The sequence below is a fragment of the Methylobacillus sp. genome (assembly GCF_036844465.1).
Lineage (GTDB): Bacteria > Pseudomonadota > Gammaproteobacteria > Burkholderiales > Methylophilaceae > Methylobacillus.
Genome location: NZ_DAIUFW010000001.1, coordinates 281,388 through 304,549 on the forward strand (window position 1 = coordinate 281,388; position 23,162 = coordinate 304,549).

18 protein-coding genes and 1 pseudogene are annotated in these 23,162 nt (G+C 50.2%); 7 read left to right on the forward strand and 12 right to left on the reverse strand.

Annotated features, from left to right (window positions below):
* Positions 1-12 precede the first annotated feature (12 nt).
* The 3 genes from V7Z75_RS01385 to V7Z75_RS01395 form a co-directional block, all read right to left on the reverse strand.
* Positions 13-174 carry a hypothetical protein gene (locus V7Z75_RS01385; protein WP_334106603.1) on the reverse strand — a complete coding sequence of 54 codons (162 nt, stop codon included), beginning with the start codon at positions 172-174 and terminating at the stop codon, positions 13-15.
* 1 nt (position 175) lies between these two features.
* Positions 176-1,150 (reverse strand): phage/plasmid replication domain-containing protein, encoded by a 975-nt coding sequence (locus V7Z75_RS01390; protein WP_334106605.1) that lies wholly within the window; start codon positions 1,148-1,150, stop codon positions 176-178.
* Between the two features lie 107 nt (positions 1,151-1,257).
* Complete coding sequence (locus V7Z75_RS01395) at positions 1,258-1,653, reverse strand: hypothetical protein (RefSeq protein WP_334106607.1); 396 nt, start codon at positions 1,651-1,653, stop codon at positions 1,258-1,260.
* Positions 1,654-1,680: 27 nt separating this feature from the next.
* Here V7Z75_RS01395 and V7Z75_RS01400 point away from each other — a divergent pair, with 27 nt between their 5' ends.
* Complete coding sequence (locus tag V7Z75_RS01400; RefSeq protein WP_334106609.1) at positions 1,681-2,109, forward strand: hypothetical protein; 429 nt, start codon at positions 1,681-1,683, stop codon at positions 2,107-2,109.
* 553 nt (positions 2,110-2,662) lie between these two features.
* Here the strand turns inward: V7Z75_RS01400 and V7Z75_RS01405 are convergent.
* The 5 genes and pseudogenes from V7Z75_RS01405 to V7Z75_RS01425 form a co-directional block, all read right to left on the reverse strand.
* The gene (locus tag V7Z75_RS01405; RefSeq protein WP_334106610.1) at positions 2,663-4,441 is read right to left on the reverse strand and encodes an ATP-binding protein; all 1,779 of its coding nucleotides are present in this window, start codon (positions 4,439-4,441) and stop codon (positions 2,663-2,665) included.
* Positions 4,438-5,601, reverse strand: a complete 1,164-nt coding sequence (locus V7Z75_RS01410; RefSeq protein WP_334106611.1) for a hypothetical protein — start codon at positions 5,599-5,601, stop codon at positions 4,438-4,440. Before V7Z75_RS01410 ends, V7Z75_RS01405 begins: the two co-directional genes overlap by 4 nt.
* A gap of 161 nt (positions 5,602-5,762) precedes the next feature.
* Positions 5,763-7,340 (reverse strand): hypothetical protein, encoded by a 1,578-nt coding sequence (locus V7Z75_RS01415; RefSeq protein ID WP_334106613.1) that lies wholly within the window; start codon positions 7,338-7,340, stop codon positions 5,763-5,765.
* Entirely contained in the window at positions 7,337-9,172 is a 1,836-nt protein-coding gene (locus V7Z75_RS01420) for a hypothetical protein (RefSeq protein ID WP_334106615.1), read from the reverse strand. The genes V7Z75_RS01415 and V7Z75_RS01420 overlap by 4 nt, the downstream gene beginning before the upstream one ends.
* Positions 9,173-9,200: 28 nt before the next feature.
* Positions 9,201-9,912: pseudogene (locus tag V7Z75_RS01425) on the reverse strand (cyclodeaminase/cyclohydrolase family protein).
* Between the two features lie 397 nt (positions 9,913-10,309).
* Here V7Z75_RS01425 and V7Z75_RS01435 point away from each other — a divergent pair.
* The 6 genes from V7Z75_RS01435 (at position 10,310) to V7Z75_RS01460 (ending at position 17,603) form a co-directional block, all read left to right on the forward strand.
* Positions 10,310-11,476 (forward strand): tyrosine-type recombinase/integrase, encoded by a 1,167-nt coding sequence (locus V7Z75_RS01435; RefSeq protein WP_334106621.1) that lies wholly within the window; start codon positions 10,310-10,312, stop codon positions 11,474-11,476.
* Positions 11,469-12,977: a site-specific integrase gene (locus tag V7Z75_RS01440; protein WP_334106624.1), complete on the forward strand. Its 1,509-nt coding sequence runs from the start codon at positions 11,469-11,471 to the stop codon at positions 12,975-12,977. The genes V7Z75_RS01435 and V7Z75_RS01440 overlap by 8 nt, the downstream gene beginning before the upstream one ends.
* 2 nt (positions 12,978-12,979) lie before the next feature.
* Positions 12,980-15,325, forward strand: coding sequence for a hypothetical protein (locus tag V7Z75_RS01445; RefSeq protein WP_334106627.1), 2,346 nt, complete (start codon positions 12,980-12,982; stop codon positions 15,323-15,325).
* Complete coding sequence (locus V7Z75_RS01450; protein WP_334106629.1) at positions 15,322-15,771, forward strand: hypothetical protein; 450 nt, start codon at positions 15,322-15,324, stop codon at positions 15,769-15,771. The genes V7Z75_RS01445 and V7Z75_RS01450 overlap by 4 nt, the downstream gene beginning before the upstream one ends.
* A 76-nt stretch (positions 15,772-15,847) precedes the next feature.
* The gene (locus tag V7Z75_RS01455; RefSeq protein ID WP_334106630.1) at positions 15,848-16,348 is read left to right on the forward strand and encodes a GNAT family N-acetyltransferase; all 501 of its coding nucleotides are present in this window, start codon (positions 15,848-15,850) and stop codon (positions 16,346-16,348) included.
* Positions 16,341-17,603 carry a YiiX/YebB-like N1pC/P60 family cysteine hydrolase gene (locus V7Z75_RS01460; RefSeq protein ID WP_334106631.1) on the forward strand — a complete coding sequence of 421 codons (1,263 nt, stop codon included), beginning with the start codon at positions 16,341-16,343 and terminating at the stop codon, positions 17,601-17,603. Before V7Z75_RS01455 ends, V7Z75_RS01460 begins: the two co-directional genes overlap by 8 nt.
* A gap of 698 nt (positions 17,604-18,301) precedes the next feature.
* Here V7Z75_RS01460 and V7Z75_RS01465 read toward each other — a convergent pair.
* From V7Z75_RS01465 to dnaB, 4 genes are all read right to left on the reverse strand, one after another.
* The gene (locus V7Z75_RS01465) at positions 18,302-18,844 is read right to left on the reverse strand and encodes a ThiF family adenylyltransferase (protein WP_334106632.1); all 543 of its coding nucleotides are present in this window, start codon (positions 18,842-18,844) and stop codon (positions 18,302-18,304) included.
* A gap of 407 nt (positions 18,845-19,251) precedes the next feature.
* Entirely contained in the window at positions 19,252-20,613 is a 1,362-nt protein-coding gene (gene radA, locus V7Z75_RS01470; protein ID WP_334106634.1) for a DNA repair protein RadA, read from the reverse strand.
* Positions 20,613-21,686 carry an alanine racemase gene (gene alr, locus V7Z75_RS01475; RefSeq protein WP_334106635.1) on the reverse strand — a complete coding sequence of 358 codons (1,074 nt, stop codon included), beginning with the start codon at positions 21,684-21,686 and terminating at the stop codon, positions 20,613-20,615. Before alr ends, radA begins: the two co-directional genes overlap by 1 nt.
* A gap of 2 nt (positions 21,687-21,688) precedes the next feature.
* Complete coding sequence (gene dnaB / locus V7Z75_RS01480; RefSeq protein ID WP_334106637.1) at positions 21,689-23,074, reverse strand: replicative DNA helicase; 1,386 nt, start codon at positions 23,072-23,074, stop codon at positions 21,689-21,691.
* Positions 23,075-23,162: the final 88 nt, after the last annotated feature.

Sequence of the window (23,162 nt, forward strand, 5' to 3'; positions counted from 1 at the left end):
GACTGGCGGCGCTTACAGGCCGCTGATGAAGGCGAGGGCGCCCCCGATCAGCAGGCCGATAACCAGGGCCGCGAGGTTGTTACGGGCGCGGCGGTTGCGTTTGGTGTCACGGTGGATCTGTACCAGGTCAAGATCTGACACCAAATAGGGGTTGTTGCCTGGGAGGTAGTACATGTCAGGCCACCTTCTGGCGATAGGCGTCGAGCTCGTGGACCAGGATGGTCTTGACGCGCTGGGTCAGGTTCATGACGTTGCAGGGCGAGCTGATGTCCACGCCGTACTCCAGGAGTGCAGCACGGACGCGGTAATAGGCGCTCTTGCTCATGTAGGTCTTGGGGTCGACGCCATCGCGCCACATGATGGCGTGCTGGCGCAGGCGGGTAGGGATGTCAGTCCAGGTCTCGACGGTGGCGTTTTCCGCGAATGCCTGGCTTGCGAACTTGCCATAGACGATTTTTTCCATGTCGTTCTTCCAGTTGATCAGTTTGTTGAGGCGCTGTTGTCTGAGGTACTCGCTGCCCAACTGCACCTCGAAGCGGGCAGTGGTTGCATTGGGGTGGGGCGTGCGCAGCCCTTGAAGCTCGGCGAGCTTGTCATAGAGCTTGGCTTTCCAGTATTGGCCGCGCTTGGTGTCATAGCCCCAGGTCGGGCCGTACTTGCCTATGCGGGCGACACGCTGGCCGATGCGGCGGGAGGCCAGTTGGCTGGAGAGTTGCAGGTATTCGTCGGTGTGGAAGTTAGCGGCGAGGTCAACGCGGGTCAGGTAGGTGCCGTATTCGCCGATAGTGCCATCACGGACAGTGGTACCGAGAAAGCGCAGGTCTGCGGTTGGCAGGAATGCTCGGATGAAGGTAGCAGCCTTGTCGAAGCATTGTTGCAGGGTGTGGCCTTGCAGGTTGTTGGCTTCGCGGAAGCGGCCGATATTGCCCTGGAACCAGATGTGCTTGCCATCGCACTTGATGCGGATGGAGGTGTCGGAGCTCGAGCACTTAATCTGCTCCCATTGCTGGATTTCGTTTTCGATAACGCCGTTGCGGTCGATTTTGAGTATTTTGCCTGCTTCCAGGACAGGGTTTTCCATGTAGGGCTGGAAGTCATGACGGAATGAAAGCCAGTCGCAAATGACGCTGTTGAATTTCATGTCGTGCATGTGTGTTTTTCTCCCCATTTTTCCCACTTCTGGGAATTACTTGCAGTGGTACTAGCACTGCAAGTTTTTTCCGTTGTACGTTCGTCCAATATTTTGGTGTTTTTTGACTAGAGCGTTTCGACGAAAGTCAGGGTGTTGGTGACGTACAAATTGCCGTTGTAGCGACGGCCGTATCCGCCGATCACGACCTTGGCGCGGATGACGTCGCCCTCGCGGCAGAATGGACGCTGGGAGGCGGGTTGCGATATCTGGATGGAGCCGGGTGCGGTGTACTCGTCGCGCGCCTTGAGCTGGAGCGTGAAGTAGGTCCATTCGCTCTCCTGGGGCTGTTCGATGCGCTGGACGCGCCCTTCGACGATGGCCTCCAGCAGGCTGATCTTGCCGGATGGGAGGGGTGAGACGTTGGTTTGTGGGTCTGCCATGGTGAGTTCCTTAGTCGTTGAGTAATGCACACAGGGTTGTGAGCAATTAAGCTTATACTCCCAGGCATGTGATACTGTCAACACATAATCCGGAGTATCATCACGGCTATGGAAACCGGAGACATCCCAATGAGAACCGTTGAATATCTAGACGAATGCAAAAAAAAGCTTGGTATAACAAGCAACTATGCATTGGCGAAAGCCCTGGATATCACCGAGCAGCGTATGCATGATTACTACAAGGGTAAGCATGCACCTGATGAATATGGGTGCTTTAGGATTGCTGAATGTTTGGAAATCGACCCGGCCATCGTCATTGCCGAGATCAGAGCGGAAACCGAGAAGAACCCGCGCAAGAGAGAATTCTTCAAGGTTTTTCGTGGTGCCTGTGGGAAAGCCGCCGCAGGTATCATCCTGGGTCTGGCCTTAAGTTTTTCCTTGCTGAACGTGCCAGGGGATGGCGCGGTAAATCTTAACGGGAGCCTGGTTGCCATGACGGCCGCAGCGCTTTTTTATTATCGTCGTTACTTCGCATAATGTATATTATGTTAAGTGAGTGCCATTTCGAAACTGTTGCATTTACTACCTACCATTCATAACACTAAAACCGTTTCATGCTGTGTAAATCAACGAGAGTTTGTTCTATCATTGGTTTCATGAAGCAAGCAAAAGAAAGCATGTTTTTGTTTCCCCGCGATGTCGTCAAGGCGGCGAAGATCAAATTCAGAGACTAGCGCCCTATTGCCTTATTGATATGAGCCGAGCAAAAGAAAAACTGAATCGCGATGAAGAGATTTTGTGCATTAAACGCAAAGGCCAGGCTCGTTCACGTCAGCTCGTTAAAGATGGCATGAGAACTCAGGAAAGTATGTTTTTGATCCCTCTCGATGTCGCAAAGGCATCAAAGGTGAAATACAAGCTCTAACGCTTCGCTGATGCTCGTAATTTGGCCTCTAATACGCGATATCTTTCATCTGCATGCTTGAAGTGGTTTTGAGCGTTTTTTCGAGGCCAGCCAAGGCAGAGATATGGACCACATTATTTTTTTCGCTCTCAGAGACCCTTGTGGGAGCATCGTGTGGTTTCAAGGCTAGCTCCATAACTCCTCAAGATTCACATCCTCACTCGCGGGCTGTTTATTCTTGGCCAGCCGATCGATTTGAAGAACCATAGGGAGGTCGAATGCTGTTCCAGTTACCACACAACATCCTTGTGACAGACTAGGAATTAAGCTACGGGACAAGTTATCAAGGGTAGTGATTGTGTTATCTATTAGAAACAAATCACGATCATTCACAAGACGATGAATGAAAAAGTTATGTAGCTGCGAGACGATGGTTGGGGAAATATCAGCGGGCCTTTGGCTGGCGATCGTAATAAAAATGCCAAACTTTCTGCCTTCTTTAATTATTTCTTCGAATTGCTCTAGTCGATAATCTTTCCAACTTTCACTTTCGCGAGCGGATTGATGGGAAAGAATGTTATGAGCTTCATCTATGATGAGATGAACTGTTTTATTTGGCGGCGTTTGGACTGAGTCTTTATGTGAGATGTAGTAGTGCTTAGCAAATAAAAGTGGCAATACTTTTTTTATTTCATTATTGCAACGCCGCAAAGATATTACTGTTAACAGCTTCTGTTCAGGCTGCTCATCGCCGACAGATAGGACCTTTTTCAAGCTGTTTAGCGATGACTCAATTCGTTTAAGCAATGGCTGAATATGCTCAAACTGCACATATCCATTAATAAGATCACCGATCAACCGTAGATGAATGCGAAGGATTAATTGATTGAAAGCATCCAAATTTGTGGCGTCAATCGTATTGACCATAGGTTCTAGATTCTGGGCATACGCTAGCCCATTTGCATCGTAATATGCTCCGGGACCGATAAATCTTTTTTGAGTGCTGTGCCAGGAGATCTGATTTAATGCCATTTGCAATGGGCCATTTTCCAGTAGCCGGGCTACAGTCCGCATCAGGTCAAGCGTCGCTGGCTTAGGGTCTGCAGCGCAAAAGGCATCTCTGAATTTGCTCTTGGCATAGTTTGAGAGCGCTTCTGGACTATTTCCGTATCTTCTCTTTCCTTCAATTACACGATTCAAGAATGGCCGTTGAGTATTAGTCGTTGCTTGGAACAACAAGGATAATGTTTCCAACTCCCAGAACTCATTCTCAAGGAGTGGGAAACGGTCCACTGGAACATTTGGATTTGAATTTTGGGTTGTTAATGCATATACCATTTTGGAAGCAGCTGGAGCAAGTTGCTCGCCTGCGTATTCGCCATTAAAGTCAAGAATTACAAATTGGCTTTTGCCCTGAATTGCGGCCAATTTTTTCTCAAAAAGAACTGTAAAAAGTTTGGCGAGCGTGTTCGATTTCCCGCTACCGGTATTCCCGAAAATTCCAATATGACTATTGAATAGACTCTGCCAAGGCAAGCTAACAGGTAACTCTTCCTTTAGCATAACTCCAATCTTGAACCCGCCTTCACTACCAGCATCGCGATCATAGATCTTTGCGACTCGATCCTCAGAGAGAAGAAATGCTGCGTCTCTAATCATAGGCATGTATTTAATGCCTTGCTTGAAGCCTTCTAGATCAAAGTAACCAATTGGCCTTGCCTCAACCTTTCTGATGTATCCGATTTTTCCGCCATTGTTTTGTACATGAGACTCATCCAAATACTCACCTTCAACCAAGCATACAATATCCCGAAAACCTCGCTGAATAGTCAGGTACTCTCGAATCGATACCCCTCTGTACTTATTTCCTTTGAAAAAAAGCGTATCTTTATTCGAATCCTCATCGATTTTTAAGGTAATTTTGGTCCCGTTGACTGCTATGACCTCTCCTACACGAATAGTCATGCCAATGCCTCTTCTTCCGGACCAGGTTCTGGTGCTGGAGCGATTGGCGTAGCAGTATCCCCACTGGCAAGAGTAAAGACTTTGGAATTGAAAGCTGAAAAATCTAGACTCTCTCCCTCGAGAGTGAAACACTTAACATTTTTGAAACTGCGGAATTCATCCGATAATTTTTGACAAGAAGCTTCGCTATAACAGCAAACAAAAACCTGCAAATGTGGATTCGAAAGAGACCGTTTCACCAAATTGAGGATATGTTCATCTGCAAACGAAAATCCAAATGTAATCAGCACAGCATTAGGTTTCTCTAACTCATAACTTAGAAGCCTTAACATCTGGTAGTAATGCTCTTCGTATACTGTTTCGTGAAACTTCCACTTAGTCGGATTAACGATTGGTATTTTCTGATACGCGTCCCAGAACTCATCTAATTCTGCCTCTGTAAATCCTGGGGTAGCCAAATCACCGAGGGTCGAGTCAGCATTCTCTAGCACGTCAGAAAATGGCTTGAGCTTGGCTAATTTAGCCTCGTCTAGTAAAGAGTCCCCTACTTCTGACTCATAATTTACTTGAATGCCCCTATCGGTTCTCTTCCAATATATAGATCCATGTAAATTCATTAGATTGATTTGAGGAATGCTGACTAAATGCCGATCAAAAACACCTGATTGACATAGATACTGACTAAAATTCTGAATTTGAAGATGCTTTGTTCTGAATCCGCGCGACCCGTCATTCAAAACAAAATTGAATAAGCCTTCTTGTATTAGCTCATCGGCAACGAGGGGAAAGCAACCATCATAATTGGTGGTGAAAAGATTACAGCGCCGTTCCATTGATTTCCTGCGTTGCAGGATATTTAAAACGGTTTTGAGAAAGACGCGATAGTTTTCGATTACAGTTCGTTGAGGTCCGATCGCGGGGATCAAAGTCAGATCCAATAATTGAGCAGGCCTTATGCATGAGGAATAATAGTGCATGAAAAGAGGGATTCGCCTGCTCGGCCCCTCTGCTTCAAGATGGGTGGCAAGCTCTTCTAGAGACCAGCGCGTTTCTGCATCTTTTTGGATCTGGAGCTGTAATGTAGGATAAAGCCCAGAAGACGCTCCAGATCCAAATAAGAAATTCAGATCCTTATCGTAGATATCGCTGATTGAAATCATCTTTAACTCCCTTATTCTTCTTTATAATATTGACTAATTTATAACTTCGTGCCGCCCCGACATCGTCGTGAAATAAAGGACTCTACGAAAGAAGCCAAAAACAGTAGGATGCGCCAAAGAGTGCTGTAAATCGCGGAGTGCAAGGTTTGTAACTCATGCTCTTAAACGTAGTACTTGAAATTGTGCCTCCACTTGTCCGGAGGCAAGCCTGGATTGGCAAGAAGAATTTCCCCCACCCGGTCAGAGTATTTGACTGTAATTGGTTGCCCCTCCCCCAGCTGACATGCGTTGTAATTTAGTTTGGTGAGGCCCAGAATGTCCCTTGCGACCTGTACCACATCTCCCTCGCCATGTTGAAGTGTGATAGCCAATGGAACAGGAATTTCGAAACCATCGTAGGTTCCAATCCTAGGTTTGAAACCATTAGTAAATAAGAGGCCATGGCGTGCTGAGCGCTGCCAGAAAACACCACGCTGAACTGGATGTTGGCCGCGCTTTACGGTATTCGGGTGCTCGTCATATCTAAAGAGGCGTAGCCCGCCGCGATCTTGGCGGACGCGAATGGCGACTAAGGTAACTCCCGGCGGACATGCCCTTAGGAAGCCTTTGTACTCTTCCAGATCGATCCCAGATCGAGCATGCAAAAAGATTTCTTTTAAAGGACGGCCATCTTCTTGCTGGTAAGTTTCAATGGTGCCGCGCAGCAGTGCTTCAGCCTTATCTGGCGGCAAATGGAATTCACCTCGCTCTTTGGAATACCACGGGCCGAACTCGCCAACGAAGACGACACCATCCCCGCTATCAAGGAACATCTGCGCAGCGCAGCATGCATTTCGACCATTCTCTGTGAGTTTGTAGGCAAGTCCGACGTAACAGACACCTTCCCGGGCCCAAGGGGTTTTCCATGGTTTAGCGCCACATTTGTAAAAGACTGCAGTACTAAAGTTCCAGAGTCGGTCAGATAGTGGATTTGTGCCAGGTTCACCATTGCGGACCTGTGGTGTAATACGTAATGTAGACTCTTTGATGATTTGCACTGGCAGTTCATAAGCCATCATCCTTGCCTTCAGTTGTCGTCGGAAGTCAGGTGATAAGCCGCGTGCCTCCTCGAACTTGTCCATCTCATCAAGAGTGGCGCTAACGAGCGGGTCGTCGTCGTCGAACATTCGCGCTTGACCGCTGTCACGATCGTCGATGGCTTGCTTGATGAACTTCACCTCAGCCTTTGATCGGGCAGTATCACTTTGTTTTGCTGAGGCTACGGAGGAATTGGGACGGCAATTCTCATAGATCTCGTCCGGGACAACACATATTGCCATTGCAGGCCGACCGTCCAGCTTTGACAACCGATCTAGTGGCTCCATGTAGAGATTTGCTACTGCGAAGGCCCGATCAAACTTGTCGGCCTTCCGTGAGGCCTGAGAGAGCAAACCAGCTTCTACAGGATAGCTTCTAATCGGGCTAGGCCACTTTGCGCCAAAAGCCACATCAAAGCCCGGGAAAGGTGGCCAAGCTCTATGTCGTCCAGGGTCTATGCAGGCTGCCGGAGCATTTAACGCTGCGCACCATTCTTTCCAGAGATTGATGCCATTCGTTGTGCCAATAACTATGTTGTCCGGTAGTTGTGAGCGCTTTTCAGCAGGGCCAAAGAGCGCAAGGCCATCATGCGGATCTTCCGCAGTTTGATTGTACCCAAACTGAAGAAATGGCTCTCCAAGGAAGTGGAAAGTATCCGTCATGAGCCAACTCCTTCTGGCAATGGAGAAGAGGCGGAGGCATCCTCCTCCTCATCATCACGTGAGCGATACTGTGCAATTTCTTGACCGATATCGGACACTCCAGATAAGGCTATGACATCCAATCCTACTGGACACTCCCAGCTCAATGGGGTGGTCTGCATTACAACAGCGCGAGCTCCTTCGCCAACTTCTATACGCCCGTCAGAGGTCTGTAAAGCTTGTACCACCCCTAGTAGTCGCGCAAGCCATTCCTTATTCCACCAACTCTTGCTAACAATTTTTCTCCGTCGGCCAATTTCTTTACTTTCAAACATTGCGCCTTCTAAAGTAGTAACTCGGATGTAGACGTTGACGACTACATTCCAAGTGCCGTTAACATCCAGCTGAGGGCGGAAACGAGGTGCGAGTTGATAAAGGAATGGAGAAGCCCGATCGCCCCATCCTTTGGTACGTTCTCCCGTGAGTTGGACCGTCGTCGTACGTCCATCAACATGCTTTATCGCTTGGTTCCAATCGCCAGACTCGCCCTTGGGAAAATAGAAGACTCGTCTGTCGGTACAAAACTTTAGCCCTTTTTTCGCACATACAATTTCGAGGCTGCGCCAAGCAAGCTCCTTTGCAAGGTCAAAAGTTTTCTTGCCATCTTTTTGAGGAATATCTGCCCATGAAAATTCCGGGATACGCTCGACCTGTATTGCAGAAATAGTTTTCGGCGGAGGATGTGTAAATGCAATGAGACGGTTTGCGCTCAGCCCCACAAATGCCCATCGTTTACGGAGCTCGAGCATTTCTACGTCCGTAAGCGGATTTTGAAGGTCTAAAACAAGCATTGACTTTGGCAGTTGAAGCGGGAATACATTCGCGAATACTGGCTCAGGCTTTGCTACTGTAACTCTCGTCGGAAGGTAGTCTCTGAGAGCAATCTGCCGCCCTCGTTCAAGTTCAAGTGTGGGTTTGATGCCTAGCGTCTCCAGCCGTGCCAATACTTGGCCTAGGCCCACGTTCCATGAATTGCTGAAATCTGCCGGCATCAACTTGGCAAGCCTCGATGGCATGCGTGAATCTTGGATTGCAACTGAACTGCATGGCAGTACAAAGTCCTCTTTAGCTGTGGCAATGGTGCAGCGCTCGGTAAACATTCCGTCTGAAAGACTAGATCCGGAGACTATGGGTAAATAGTGGCTCGCACGAACATCTAGCAGCTTTCGCACGGTTTCATCGTCGTTTTCTCCAGCAAGTGGTGCAGTTCCGTGGCACCAAGTCCGAAAGCCAGCAAGAGACAAGCGGCGAGCCAACCAAGTGGCTAATGCATGATCAGCAGCAACGTGGTCAATTAGAAGCGTATCTCGGCTTTCTGCAATCGATTGGCCGCCACGCTGGGGAAAGAATGGCGGCGTAAAAATGCTCGGGTGCTGCGCAATTAAATGCCGTTGCGGCCCAACAAGTTGCACCCTCAGTCTCTCAAGGTCAAACAAGTCAAGTGTCCAACCGTACTTCTCAGCAATGTACCTGTGTGCAAAATCTTTATCTGATGCTGACAAGGCCTCGGTGCAAACGAATACGAATACATCTGGATCGTGCCCCATTTCGTGAACACGCTTACTGTCACTTGCAAGCTTGGTGCGCCAATCTGACCGTACAGTATAGGCAAAGCCAATTTGCCGGCCGGCCTCGTCACTGCGAATGATAGCGTCACGCCCCTCGTCGCCTGTGCCACCCATAGGGTCGATAAGAGGATACCCAATGCTCGCTAGAAAGGCCGAACACAGCCGTTCAAAGTCGCGATAGTCGGATATCCGCTCGAGACAATAGATAATAGAATCTGCAGACATCTCAACTGATCCGATTTGATTACATTAATTATTTAAATAGGGCTTGCATATCAGAGTGTACTGGGGCCTCCCCGAAATCAAGCGACATGGCCTCCACGTCCTCCTCTTTGAGCTTACTTACCCGCCCAAATGCCGCGAGTTGCTTGGCTTCGAGTTCCCGGTGTAGCGCTTCCACGCGCTTTCGTTTCGCTTGCGCCCACGCACTCTGTTTGAAAGAGCGAAGATTAAGGCTTACCACGAAAATGCCCGACATAGCTCCTGCTACAGCTGAGCTTACTGCTGCACCGCTATCACCTCGAGCCGCCTGAAAACCCATATCAAACATGGCAATACCATGGTCGATTAGGCGCAGGCATAATTCACAAATTCGAATTGGAATATCCGTAGCAATGCGGAGTTTCTCATTTGCCTTATCCGCTAATCTACGTTTTTCCTTCGGATCGCTTTCCTGATCGCGGGCTACACGAAGTTTTATGACTTCATCAAAGATTGTTGCGTCGACGTAGTTCAGGCTCAATGTCCTGTTCGATTCGCTGATTAATGTATTCAATTTTTGAGTGATCCTTCTGATACTCGGGCTTTTTTAGAGAGAGCTTTCCCACAGTAATAATCAACTTCGCAGAAAGTACCCCCATCAGTGCAGCCGCACTTCCTGAGCCTGGTGCGTGCGCCCCTGAACCAAACTTATCCAGCAGCACTCCCGCTGGCAATTCCATTAACACAGCTCCGTTCTCAGCCATAGCCCCCCTTTACTGATTGCAATAATCTACCACTGCCCAAAATGCCAGACGTCTTCGCAATACTTAACTTGCGAGCTACGCCTCAGTCTTCCTGGATTACGAGCCCGCGCGCCCTGAAGGGAGTATCCGAAAGATGCACCGATACAGCAAATTAATCCATCTTTGCTCTGGTGCTATTATATTCCCAGTAATAATACGTCCTACAAATGACGATGAAAAAATTTAATTGATCAGAACGTTATGCGCATTGCATAACGAATATAGATGGAAATGCTAGAACTTCCAATGGGCGACGACATTGACGAAGAAAGCCTAAATCTCTTATAGCGAGACAAAAAGGATGGTATGCATCAATCTTCGTAATTCTTCCGTGCCTAAAGCGTCCAAGGGATGGCTCTTGGTTGACAGCTTGGGACTACCTCGGTTTTGGGCAACGGTGTGGGCAGACGTCCTCAAAGCCAATATGGGATCCACTGCCCGTGGACATCATCTTTATGCTGTTGAGAGGCTTTACCGAGCGACTGATCAACAGTTCGGTGCAGGGGCCCTTGATCGAATGCTCACTGCGCTAGACATGACCTCGCTGGAAACCGCTCTAACTAGCTATCTGGCTAGCTTGAGAAATGACAGCAGCATACGGGGCGTTAACAATGGTCAAGCATGGCAATCAGTCAGAACCTTTGTAGCAGACACTATTAGTCACCTCAGCGCCTCCTCAGCAAAGGACTACAGCAAAGTTCATAGCCGTCTCATTAGGCTTGATCGTCTGTACTCTCAGGTGATGCCGACAAAACCAAAACCAACGGCTGCCATCAGAGCATTACCGGCAATTGTAGTCGAAGACCTCTATGAGATTTTCTCTCCAACATCTCCGCGAAATCCATTCCGTACAGAAACACTTCAGTGGCGAAACTTTCTTATATTCCTCCTGATGCTGCACCTTGGACTAAGGCGTGGAGAGATCGCTATCCTGCCAGCGGATGCGATCAAGTCTGACTTTGACATAGAAACAGGGGGCGACAGATTCTGGCTGAACGTCGATGAGAGTCCTTACGAGAATGAGGACAACCGGTTCAACGCCCCTAGCCTGAAGACAGCTAATTCCCGTCGCCAACTGCCACTTAATGAGGAAATCGTCTCGGTCTATGACATCGTGTTGAATAACTACCGTATTGGAGCACCTCACAGCTATTTGTTCAGCTCTCAACATGACAAGCCCCTGTCGCTTCGGTCGATTCATCACCTATTTGAGGTGGCCAACGAGCATTTGTCACCGGCCGCGAAGAAGGTGCTGGCCGCACGTAATAAGTCAGGGATCACAGCACACGACCTTCGGCATACCTGCGCTGTATACCGGCTTGGGAGATACGTTTCTCTTGGGGATGAGCTTGACCTGGCAATCGAGAAGCTTCGTATCTTCTTTGGATGGTCGCCCTCCTCCCCCATGCCACGACATTACGCGCGAGCATACTTCGAGTCGAATTCTGCAGACATGTGGAACGAAACTTATGATCGTCTCCTTACAACCCTAAGATCGCTTTCTGGTAAGGAAAAAAATGATTAACGCGGCACCTGAATTTGCCAGCAGGATTGCGGTCATCGCCGCCGAATTGCCAGGCCTCCCAAGTGCAATTCGCTATTACGACGACTTCGATGAGAAATACTATTCAATCCGAAATTTAGAGGATTCGGATGTATGGGAAATCCGATTCGATGGCGTAAAGATCAATCTCGATTTTTCAGCTCTTGAAAATAACCTCAGCTCAATTTTTAAACACGTTGCAGCAGACCTACTTTCTAGGCTTGATCCTTCTGGGGTGGCAACTATTTGCAACGGAATTCTCGGCAAGCCCGAGCATTTCATTAAGGCATTAATTCTGCAACCTGAAGAATTCCGCAATCTTTGGGTGACTGAGGTTCGGCCGTACCAGAGCTGGGGTTATGCCCTCCACCTTAGGACAATAGTCCACTCGCTCTGCAATTTATCCATAGGGCTGTGGCGGCCAGAAATGCGGCCCTATGTAAGTCAGTTGGAATCGCCAATCAGGGACATTTATAAAACCGTCCGAACTGGTGAGTGCTTTTTGCCGCTGGATCACCAGTCATTACTGATCGACTACTTGGATGAACTCGTTGATTCTTTGAGAAAAACCCCTGAGGCTCTGTCAGCCATCCAACTTCGAGACGCCTGCATTCTGGTCATTGCACATCAGCATGGATGCAGACCAGGTCAAATCGCACGCATAAAAACAACTGATGTCCGATGTTACGAAAATGGCTTAGTACATATTGCGATCCCCCTTATCAAGCAGCGAGGTAACGAGGCTCTGCGAAGGGTTACCCGGCGGGTAAAACACGAATGGTGTCCGATCTTCATCGAATACACTGCTCGACAATTACGCACTACTGTTGTTAGCGATCTCCCTCCAGATAACTATTTCAATATAGCACCCAGGAGTTTATCGATTGCCTTAACAGACCTTACCGAGGAAATCACTGGTACTCGTTGGTCTCCTACGGATCTTCGGCATACCGCAGCTCAGCGCTTGGCAGATGCTGGAACGGCTCACATTGTGCTGTCCGAGTTTATGGGGCATGCCACCACGCTAACGGCCAACGTCTATTTCGATGCATCGCCGACTCAGGCGCAGCGGATCAATCAGGCACTTGCTCTTTCCACCATCTACTCCAGTGTGGCGGAAGTAGCAAGGACGCGGACGATCGACAAGGCCACTCTCCTTCGCCTTCCTCCGGATCAGCAGATTGGAGGAGCCCCGCATGGCATACCGATTGCGGGCATTGGCGGCTGTTCAGCTGGGCAATCACTGTGTGCGAAGAATCCGGTTCTGAGCTGCTACACCTGTCGAAAATTCCTCCCACTGTCTGATGCTAATGTTCATGAATCCGTAGTCGAAAGCCTACGGCCGGTCGTTATTGAGTTTGCCAACGCATCTCGCTTCAACGAGGAGAGCCCTGCGTATACACAGCTCCGCCGAATGTTTCAAGCCGCATTACAAGTGGCGGAGAATGTCCGTTCAATGCATACCGAAAACGGGACTGAGTAAGCATGAACGATTTTTATCGTCGATTCATCGAGAACGGCAAATCACTGGCGGAATCGCGAGGGCTACAGTGGGTTCTGCCAATGGACACTAATGGCGAGGTCCCGAAGGCAGCGCGGTGGGATCTTGCAGCTCTTTGCGGCCTAGTCACTCCCCCCTACTTCTGGCATTCGTCGCTGGGTTACGATGTCAATGCACTAAAAGTCCTTAATGCCTTGCGTGGAAAGCAGGATCTCCAGCACATTGCTGCCCAGCCCCTATCAGAGCACTGGCGCGATTATTACCAAGCGGCCTTGCTCAACGAACTTCTCGTCAAACGAAACAAGCCGGGACATGCGCTGTTGAATATCGGGCGTTCATTGCGAATCATTGCGACCTGTGCCGAGTCAGAAGCTCCATGGGAGCTGACTCCTGCCACGATACAGCGTGCCTATAACGTCGCCCTTGAAATTGGCACCTCTGGCAAGTTGGCGGCCAACATTTCCATGGCCGTTCGAACTCTGATAGATGGTCTGCATATCGCAGATCGCTCACCCCTCGCCAAGTTCAGCACCGCCTATCCAGACCAGCAGTCTGCCGATGAGAAAGTGGCAGACCTCAAGCGAGGTAACAATACATACCGTCAGACGAACAAGGTCAGGGCCGAGCTTTCCGATCGTAAAGGAACGGCAAAATTACCGAATGAAAAATCTTTCTGGGAGCTCGTTCGCATCGTCTTTACTGAACAGCCTAGGAGCTTTGCCGACGCTATCCGATTCAATCAAATCAAGATAGCGATAGCCTGTGGATTTCGCGTTGGCGAAAACACACTACTTCCGGTTGACTGGGCACGCTGGCATGAGTACCTGGCCGCCGATGGTAGCCTCGCAGGCGCCAAGGGAGGAATTTCCCACTCTCTGTCAGTCCGGCACTTCGCCGAAAAGCAAGTCGAGGATGTAGGTGCTGAGGGCATCGTGCTTTTCGAGAGTACTCAACACGTCCCTGCCATCTTTGAAGATTTGGTTTCAGAAGCTCTCGGACAAGCGGAAAAGCTTACAAGGCCGTTACGTGAGCGACTACGCCTCCAGGTCAGTACGGGCCACCTCCTGCCAGAACTACCATCGGAAACCTTAGTTCCAGCATGGGACATTTACAGTCGCGTATCTGGCTCTCTTCAGTTTGTCTCACAACCGCTGCCTGAGGATCTCATCGACAAATACAGTCAATCATTCGACTCAGCGTATCTGGATGAAATGCGCCAATGGCAAATTGGCCAACTAGCTACTCACGGCGTATCCAGCAATTGCATGAAGTACTTCAACAAGTTGCCCATCACTATTCGGCACGCCAACGGCTCCCCTTTTATCGGGACGGTTAACTGGAAGAAGGCCTATCTTCGAGTAAGCGAGGCCGAAACTATGATCCGGGAAACGATGGCTACAAAACTACCGGATATAAAACCTTTTTTACTTCACGACGGTGATCGTCTGAGCCCCGCCGAGTTGATGTTCCTGATGCCTATCCGAGCATTGATCGAAGAACGAAATGGCGGACTTCTGGATGTCAATCGCTACTTTGCGGTAGGTCGTGCATCGACTGCGGACTTGCAACTTCATCTAGGCAGCCGAGACAACAATATCTTTTCCCGCTATGGTCAGACGGACGAGGACCGTGCCCTTAGCCTGAACACTCATTCACTCCGACATCTTCAAAACGCCGAGTTGTTCCGACTGGGCATAGCGGACACAATTATCACCAAGCGATTCAACCGGCACAGTGTTGCCCAGAGTTACGTGTACGACCATCGTAGCCTAGCGGAGGATCTGGCACATATTGATCTACCACCTGGTGCAGAGGCTATGGCTCCCAGAGCACAGGAGACCCTGCAAATGATCATGGCCAAAAAGATTCGAGGCCCGATCGTCGACGAGTTCCTGAAGATTCAGGAGGACATGGGGGACGACGAAGCTTTCCGCTATCTCTCTGCCGAAGCGGATGGTCTGCACGCCACTCCGTTCGGGTTCTGTGTTAATAGCTTCACAGTCGATCCTTGCCCCAAGCACCTTGAATGCTACGACTGCCGACATCTGACTCGCTCAAGTGTCTCTGAGGGAAATCAAAAGCTGGAGCAATTGAGACATCGAATGATTGATATCATTAACGTCATCGAAGCGAGTTCGGCCGAGGCCCGAAACGTTGGCTGGCAGAACCAGCTGAAGCATGCGCAGTCGCGGCTCGAAAGCCTGGAAAAAATCCTTGTCACCGCTCCAGGGGAACGCCCATTCCCTGATGGCAAGGATCTCTACCGCCCCGTTGAGGAAAAGTCTGGAAAGACCATTCTGGATAAGCCAAAAGTCTGGAGACCCATGTGAAGATTCAGGAATTGGAAACTATTCTCCAGCGCATGCTTAATGACAACGTTGTCATCAGTGCACGCGCTGTTATTCGGGAGAAGGACTCTCCCTTCAGGCACGCCAGTGATATAACACGGCAGCCCGAGCGCAAGATGCTGCTTGATCAGTATCAAGAGCGCCAATGTAAACTACGTGTCTTAATGGAAAAGACTGACAAGCAATCCCGTACCAATCTACAAGCACGGGTAGCGAGGCTGAAACAAGAGAACGAAACCCTAAAGGCTGAGAGAGATTTACTAATAGCCTCCCATAAAGCTATGCTCCTCGCCATCGGCGAGATGGGTGGAATGGCCGCGTGGCGTAAGCTATTCCCGAATTGGGACGAAACACGGCAGCGGCTCAGCCAGTTGCAGGCACTGCCGAGTGCAGGGATTCTGCTCTCGCCAAAACGAGGCAGAGAATAATAAAAGAGGAACAGCCGGGAGCTGAGTTATTTGAAGGCTTTACGGCTGAAGTACTTAACCCTAATAGGTGAGCACCATGCCATTACCCGACGTCGCAGGAGCACTCAAGTCATTTCAACAAGCCCTAGCTGCAAATGCGATAACGGTGCAGAGATGCGACCTTGATCGAGACATGGTGGTCTACATGGACCAACCCAACGGCGAGACTAGGCTGAGCTACGCGCGGATGGCTGGAAATACCGTTGTGGCTCTCGTGCAGTTCATTCCGTGTGACCCAGTCGAAGGTGAGCCATGTTTCAACGTAGGCTGGGCGGTCGCTGAGCCTTACCAAGGACAAGGAAGGGCTCATGGGGCTATTTCAGCCGCCATCAAAGAGATGCAAAACGGCTTCAATCGATCAGGAATGAAGGCCTTCTGGGTTGAGGCCATCGTTGGTGAGGACAACATTGCCTCGCAACGGCTGGCGGAGAAGATATTGTCTGGGCCTATGAAGAAGGCGACAGACAGCTATAGCGGAGACCCCATCGTTCAGTACCTGCGCCGGTTCGATGATCAATCGGAGTTACGAATTGAGTAAATCGGAACTGCGGCCCAGGGTGTTCGTCGTCGGCCTCATCCAACCCGGCGATGTTGTCCTGACTACCACGCCGGAACCGATGAGCCAAACGATACGTAAGTTCACCGGCGCGGACATCTCTCACGCCATGATTTGTGTGGCTACGTCGAGCGTGATCGATTCCACTGGCGACGGTGTTCACGCACGAAACCTTGGACGGATCATTCTTGAGCTAGGCTGCGCAGGTCATGTGCTTCGACCGGTGAAGCCTCTGTCGATTGATCAATTGCGCTCTGTCCTCTCCTTCGCCAGAGCTTCGGTTGGTACTCGATACACAATGACTGGCGCTGCCAAGAGCGTGTTGGCTGGTTTCGTGGCCGGCCGGAGGCAGTTCTGCTCGCGTTTGGTCGCTCAGGCCTACCACGAAGCCGGCGTGAACCTTGTATCGGATGCCGACTTCTGCCATCCAGGAGAGCTACTGAAGAGCACGGCGCTTGTTGAAGTACCAAATGTGCTTAGGAATCTCAGCCCAGAAGAAGAGGCCGACTGGCGTGAGAATATTGACAATGTCCAGGCCATGCGCGATTCAACCAACGCCTTGCTTCAAGAGGCCCGCAAGCTGTCCCCTGAGATCGAGTCGCTGAACGATATCGATGCTTACCTGGCGGAGCATCCAGAGGGAGATGATCAACTTGTGCAAGCCCTGCGATCTTCAAGGTACCTGGAACTGTGGCGAGATGAGTTCGAAAGGAATTCCTGGCAGTACCACATTGCCATGATGGAGGGGCACAATTGCTCGGAGGAACGCAAGCAAAGGTACTGCGAAGGGCTGCTGGCAGACGAGGAGTTGTGCCAAAACCGTTTTATCCTGAACCACGCGGGCTACGTGACCTTGAACACGTTGCACCCTCGTCAATACTTTGCCCTGATGGTAGAGCTGTACGACATCCTGACCCAGTTTCATGCTAGGCGCATCGAGGCGGCAACTGCCTGGCTTGAGCGTAGGGGATTGCTTGAGACCACGCTTCCTGAGCTGCTTCGTCCGCACACGCCTGAGTGGTTTGCTTCGCTGCGCACATGGAATCCCAAGCAGGCTGCAATGACGGAAGCGGCCATTCAAGCGGCGGAAAGTTCAGATGTGTGCAGTGTCTGTGCGGATGATCCGGCCCGTGATTACGCCTTGGTGAGTATGCCGGCGGCTGGACCAGGGACGCTTCGGCTCTGCGATGACTGTTTTCGCATCCGGTCTCTCGACGAACTAATGAGACCTTTCTGACCGCCTAGTCTGCAGCGTTTCTGCGCAAGTTTGCTTGGACTGCTGACGTGATTAACCAGTTACAGATATGCACAGAGAAAGCGAAGAGACAACGAATCGTGCAACATTTCGATCAATATCAAGTGCAACAGATTTATTCGTTAATAATAGGATAATAATATTTTAAGTAACTGTATTTTATACAAATAGAATCTCATATAATTTTGCAACAAGATGCCAATTGGCCTACATTGTTAAATTGATGGGCAAAATTACATGGTTTGTACGGTAGACAAAATTCAAGCCCATTTGAGGACTGGGATTAGTCAAGACGTATTCCAGGCGCCTGCCGCTAACGACATTCAGTTCGCAATAGTACCTGCATATAGCATTCACTAGTTCCTGCTCATACCCCAGTTCCACCAACCGCAGTTTTTCTTTCAGTACATATCTGTAATACCGATGCCGCTTAACTCTTGAGTGACGCTCAACACGAATCACCCAGTACAACTGTTTCAATCGATTGGCCCATGTAGGGACATCCACGTAATGCGTTTGCTTTGGTGAATAACTCATCTATAGGAACGATTTTTTTCTTGTTACCTATATCTTACCCTTAACCATCAAATTTAAACGCGTGTTGCAAATATGAAAAAACCCCGCAATTGCAGGGTTTTTGAATTAACTACTTTTTACCGTAGGTCGCATCGTGATCAGGCTCAATGGTAAGAAATCTTAAATACCCACCTTGCCTGATGGCTCACAGCCGCACCTGGGCCCTCAATCCAAACATGGATGTTAGGTATAAAGGCACCATGGTTCAAAGTTGTGCTTAAGTAATCGCTAATAGTTTGCTCACCAGTTGCATTGATGATGAGATGAAAATCCGCTAGGTCGTATTGCCTTACGTCAACAGTAAGACCTTCAATATTTGCACTAGGGAAAGACATTAAGATCTGCTTTACAAGGGCCATAGATTTCAATTGTCCTAGGGACTCCATGCCGAGTCGGTGCCTCCCAATATTTCCAGGCTTTAAATCATCTGGGTCTATTATGGTGAATTTTCCGTTTCCTAGGCCAGCCCCACTTCTGACTAATAGATCAGCTAGATATCCCCCTATAGCTCCTGCTCCAACCAGTAAGATATTTTGACCAAGTAAAGTCTTCCGATTTGGCTGATTTCTTTCAGCGATATAAGCGTCATCAATACGGGCTATCCATTCAATAATCCAAGGCGAGATCTTGCAGCCGCAAAAATGCAAAAACCCTCGATTAGGATACTGTCGAGGGTTTTTTGTTACTTCTAGCTTCGATTGCAGCTTTTTTGTCTACAGGGCGCGTTAAAACGGTCGGCTTGATACTGGGGATCAATTCCCGCGGAAAACGCCGCTACGGGCTTCAATGCCGTCAGTCTACATGGGGCGCTGCGCCCCATACCCCCGCTAATGAGAACACCGCCAAAGGCTTCCGTCATTTGGCGTAAGGCAATTAGAAGTTCGGCTTACTCTCCATATATGCTGGATCTTTACGAAATGCTTCTGCCATGGCGGTATCTCGTGCAGTTTGTCTTTCATCGCTCATTTTCCTTTCGATATTGCGCGTAATAAATGCGATATCCCAGCCCTACGTCGATTCGGAGCTTCCACACGCCTTCACGCAAATAGTGAGATCATCCATTGCGTAACAGTTGCAGTGCTTGTTCAAGGCGTTCCACGCCCTGAATATTCAGCCCATCAATGGTTTGTTTAGGCAAATTAGATTTAGGCACGATTGCATGAGTAAAGCCAAGTTTGGCCGCTTCTCTTAGGCGCTCTTGTCCGCGCTGCACAGGTCTTACTTCTCCGGCCAACCCAACTTCGCCAAAGACTATAAGTTTGTTGTTCAAGGGCTTGTTTTTCAGGGAGGATACAATGGCAAGCAGAACAGCTAAATCCACTGCAGGCTCACTGATTCTGACCCCACCCACGGCGTTGATAAAAACATCCTGATCAAAACAGGCAACCCCGGCATGACGATGCAGGACGGCCAACAGCATGGCAAGTCGGTTTTGCTCCAGGCCTACGCATAGGCGTTTGGGATTGGGAGCATGCGCCTCGTCGACCAATGCTTGCACTTCCACCAAGAGTGGCCTGCTACCTTCCTGCGTTACGGTGATGCAGGAGCCTGCCACTTCTTCGGCGTGATGGGATAGAAACAAGGCGGAAGGATTGCTGACTTCGCGCAGGCCTTTCTCGGTCATGGCGAATACGCCCAGCTCATTGACGGCGCCAAAGCGGTTCTTGAAGGCGCGCACCAGGCGGAAACTGGAGTTTTGGTCGCCTTCGAAATACAACACGGTATCGACGATATGCTCCAGCACACGCGGGCCGGCCAGTGACCCTTCTTTGGTTACATGGCCAACGAGGATCATGGTCACCCCGCTCTGCTTGGCAAAACGCGTCAGTTGCGCAGAACACTCCCGCACTTGCGCTACGGAGCCGGGCGCCGACTGCAAGGCTTCGGAGTATAGGGTTTGGATAGAGTCAATGACAGCCACTTCGGGCTTATGCTGCTGCAAGGTGGCCAGTATTTTTTCCAGGCTGATCTCGGCCAGCAATTCGACTAGGCCTGCATCTAGCCCCAAACGTTTTGCGCGCATGGCAATCTGTTGTGCTGACTCTTCACCGGAAACATACACAACCTTGCGAGCATTGCTTATATGGCAAAGCGTCTGCAACAGCAGCGTGGATTTGCCAATACCTGGGTCGCCCCCGATCAACACTACACCGCCAGGCACCAAGCCACCGCCAAGCACGCGGTCAAATTCATGAATGCCGGTCGGATGGCGCGGCACATCTGCTGCTTCGACATCCGCAAGTTTCTGCAAGCCACTGGATTGCGCCAGCGCGGCATAGCGATTCTGACCAGTGGTGGTTTCCACTATGCTTTCAACTAAAGTATTCCATGCTAGGCAAGCTGGACATTGCCCCTGCCACTTGGGCGTTTGTCCTCCACATTCAGTACAACTGTAAACTGTTTTTGCCTTTGCCATCAGCCAATGACCCTGAACAATACCCGTGGCGCCACGGCGCACAATAATTCATATCCCACTGTTCCTGCAGCTTCTGCAACTGCATCTACCGATACCAGCCTGCCCCACAGCTCGACTTCGCTACCCACACGGGTGGCAGGCAAATGGGTGATATCTACAAACAGCATATCCATGGAAACGCGCCCCAAGGTACGCGTCAACGCTCCATCGACGGCAATGGGGGTACCAGTAAGGGCATGTCGCGGATAGCCATCGGCATAGCCACAGGCAACAACTGCTACATGAGTAGTTTGTGTAGCAGTAAAGCAAGCACCATATCCCAGGGTTCCCCCTGCTCCCAGCGTTTGAATGGCGATGATTTCGCTGCTGAATCTCATCACTGGCTGCAAACCAAAGCTAGCGGCACTTGTGCCTACCATTGGCGATGATCCATACAGCATGATACCTGGGCGCACCCAGTCACGATGCGCTTCCGGGAATTGCAGCACGGCAGCGGAGTTGGCAAGGCTGGCCGGATAATCCATGCCCTGCGTCGCAGTATCGAATACGCCCAGTTGAGCCGTAATGCCGCACTCATCATCGGCAGTGGCAAAATGCGTCATTAAGACAATATCTGCTACAGCAGGACAAGCTTGCAAGCGCTGCAAGGCGGCTTGATATGCCTGTGGCCTGAATCCGAGGCGGTTCATGCCGCTGTTCATTTTCAGGAATACCGATATGGGTCGGGCCAGTTGCCCTGCCCTCGCTTCCAGCATGGCGAGTTGCTGCTCGTTATGCACCACGATGCTGATGCCATGCTCGGCTACTGGATCAAGCTCATCAATACTGAAAACCCCTTCCAGCAATACCAACACCTGACTATAACCAGCCTCACGCAAGGCCAGCGCCTCGCTTACGCGCAAGACGCCAAATCCATCGGTATCTTCCAGCCCGGGCGCAGAACGCAACAAACCATGGCCGTAGGCATCGGCCTTCACTACAGCAAGGATTTTTGAACCAGGCGCCCGCTGGCGCACGATTTGCAGGTTATGGCGCAAAGCGCCGAGGTCTATGGTTGCCTTGGTCGCGCGCATGTTTATTCGTCGTAGTTATCGTGGTATTGGCCCACAAAATTTTCAAAGCGAGTATTTTCACCGAGGAAAGTCAGACGAACGCGGCCAATCGGGCCGTTACGCTGCTTGGCGATGATGATTTCAGCCGTGCCCTTGTCAGGGCTGTCGGGGTTGTACACCTGATCCCGGTAAATAAAGAGAATCAGGTCAGCGTCCTGCTCGATCGCGCCGGATTCGCGCAAGTCTGACATTACCGGGCGCTTGTCCGGGCGTTGTTCCACACTGCGGTTAAGCTGTGACAAGGCAATTACTGGAACATTAAGTTCCTTCGCCAAGGCCTTGAGTGAGCGGGATATTTCTGAAATTTCAGTGGCGCGGTTTTCACTTTTTCCACTAGTGGATGCCCCTGTCATCAATTGTAAATAATCGATAACAATCAAGCCTAGCTCCCCCACTTGGCGATGCAAACGCCGCGCACGGGCGCGCACTTCGAACGAACTCAATCCTGCGCCTTCATCAATATAAATCGGTGCTTCGTTGAGCTTGCCCAGTGCTGTGGTCAGGCGTACCCAGTCCTCATCCTCCAGGTTGCCGTTACGCATTTTGTGCTGATCCAGCTTGCCAATAGAGCCGATCATCCGGGTTACCAATTGTGTCGCACCCATTTCCATAGAGAACACAGCCACAGGCTTGCCAGTATCCATCGCCACATTCTCGGCTATGTTGAGCGAGAATGAAGTTTTACCCATGGAGGGACGGCCCGCTACTATAATCAGATCGCCCGACTGCATGCCTGAAGTCATCTTGTCCAGGTCGGTAAAACCGGTCGGAATTCCGGTTACATCGCTATGATTGTCGCGCTGATAGAGATAATCGATACGATCCGCCACTTGCGGCAACAGGGTTTTCATATCAAGAAAGCCTTGTGTGGAGCGTTTGCCACCCTCGGCAATCTGGAAAATCCTGGCTTCAGCCTCATCCAGCAGTTGTTGCGCATCTCGTCCCAACGGGTTATAGGCACTTTCCGCAATACTGGAGCCGACCTCGACCAATTTGCGCATCACGGCACGTTCGCGCACAATTTCCGCATATCGGCGGATATTGGCCGCAGTTGGCGTATTTTGCGCCAAGGCGGCAAGATAGGCCAAGCCGCCGACGCTGGAAAGCTCTGCTGCATTTTCCAGCGACTCAGCCACGGTCACGATATCTGCAGGCTTGCTACGCTCAAATAGCTTGCCAATATGCTGGAAAATCAGCTTGTGGTCGTGGCGATAGAAATCATCAGGCCCGAGAATATCGGCAATGCGGTCGAGTGCCTCATTTTCCAGCAACAAGCCACCCAGTACGGATTGCTCTGCCTCAACGGAATGCGGGGGAAGTTTAAGGGATTCTAGTGTATCGTCAGCCATGCCGCATTATAGCAATTTAGCCAGCCTCGCTGCGTGCCCTCTGCCAGGGTCGGAGAATAAAGCGGTTATCAGATCCAATAAAAAAGGC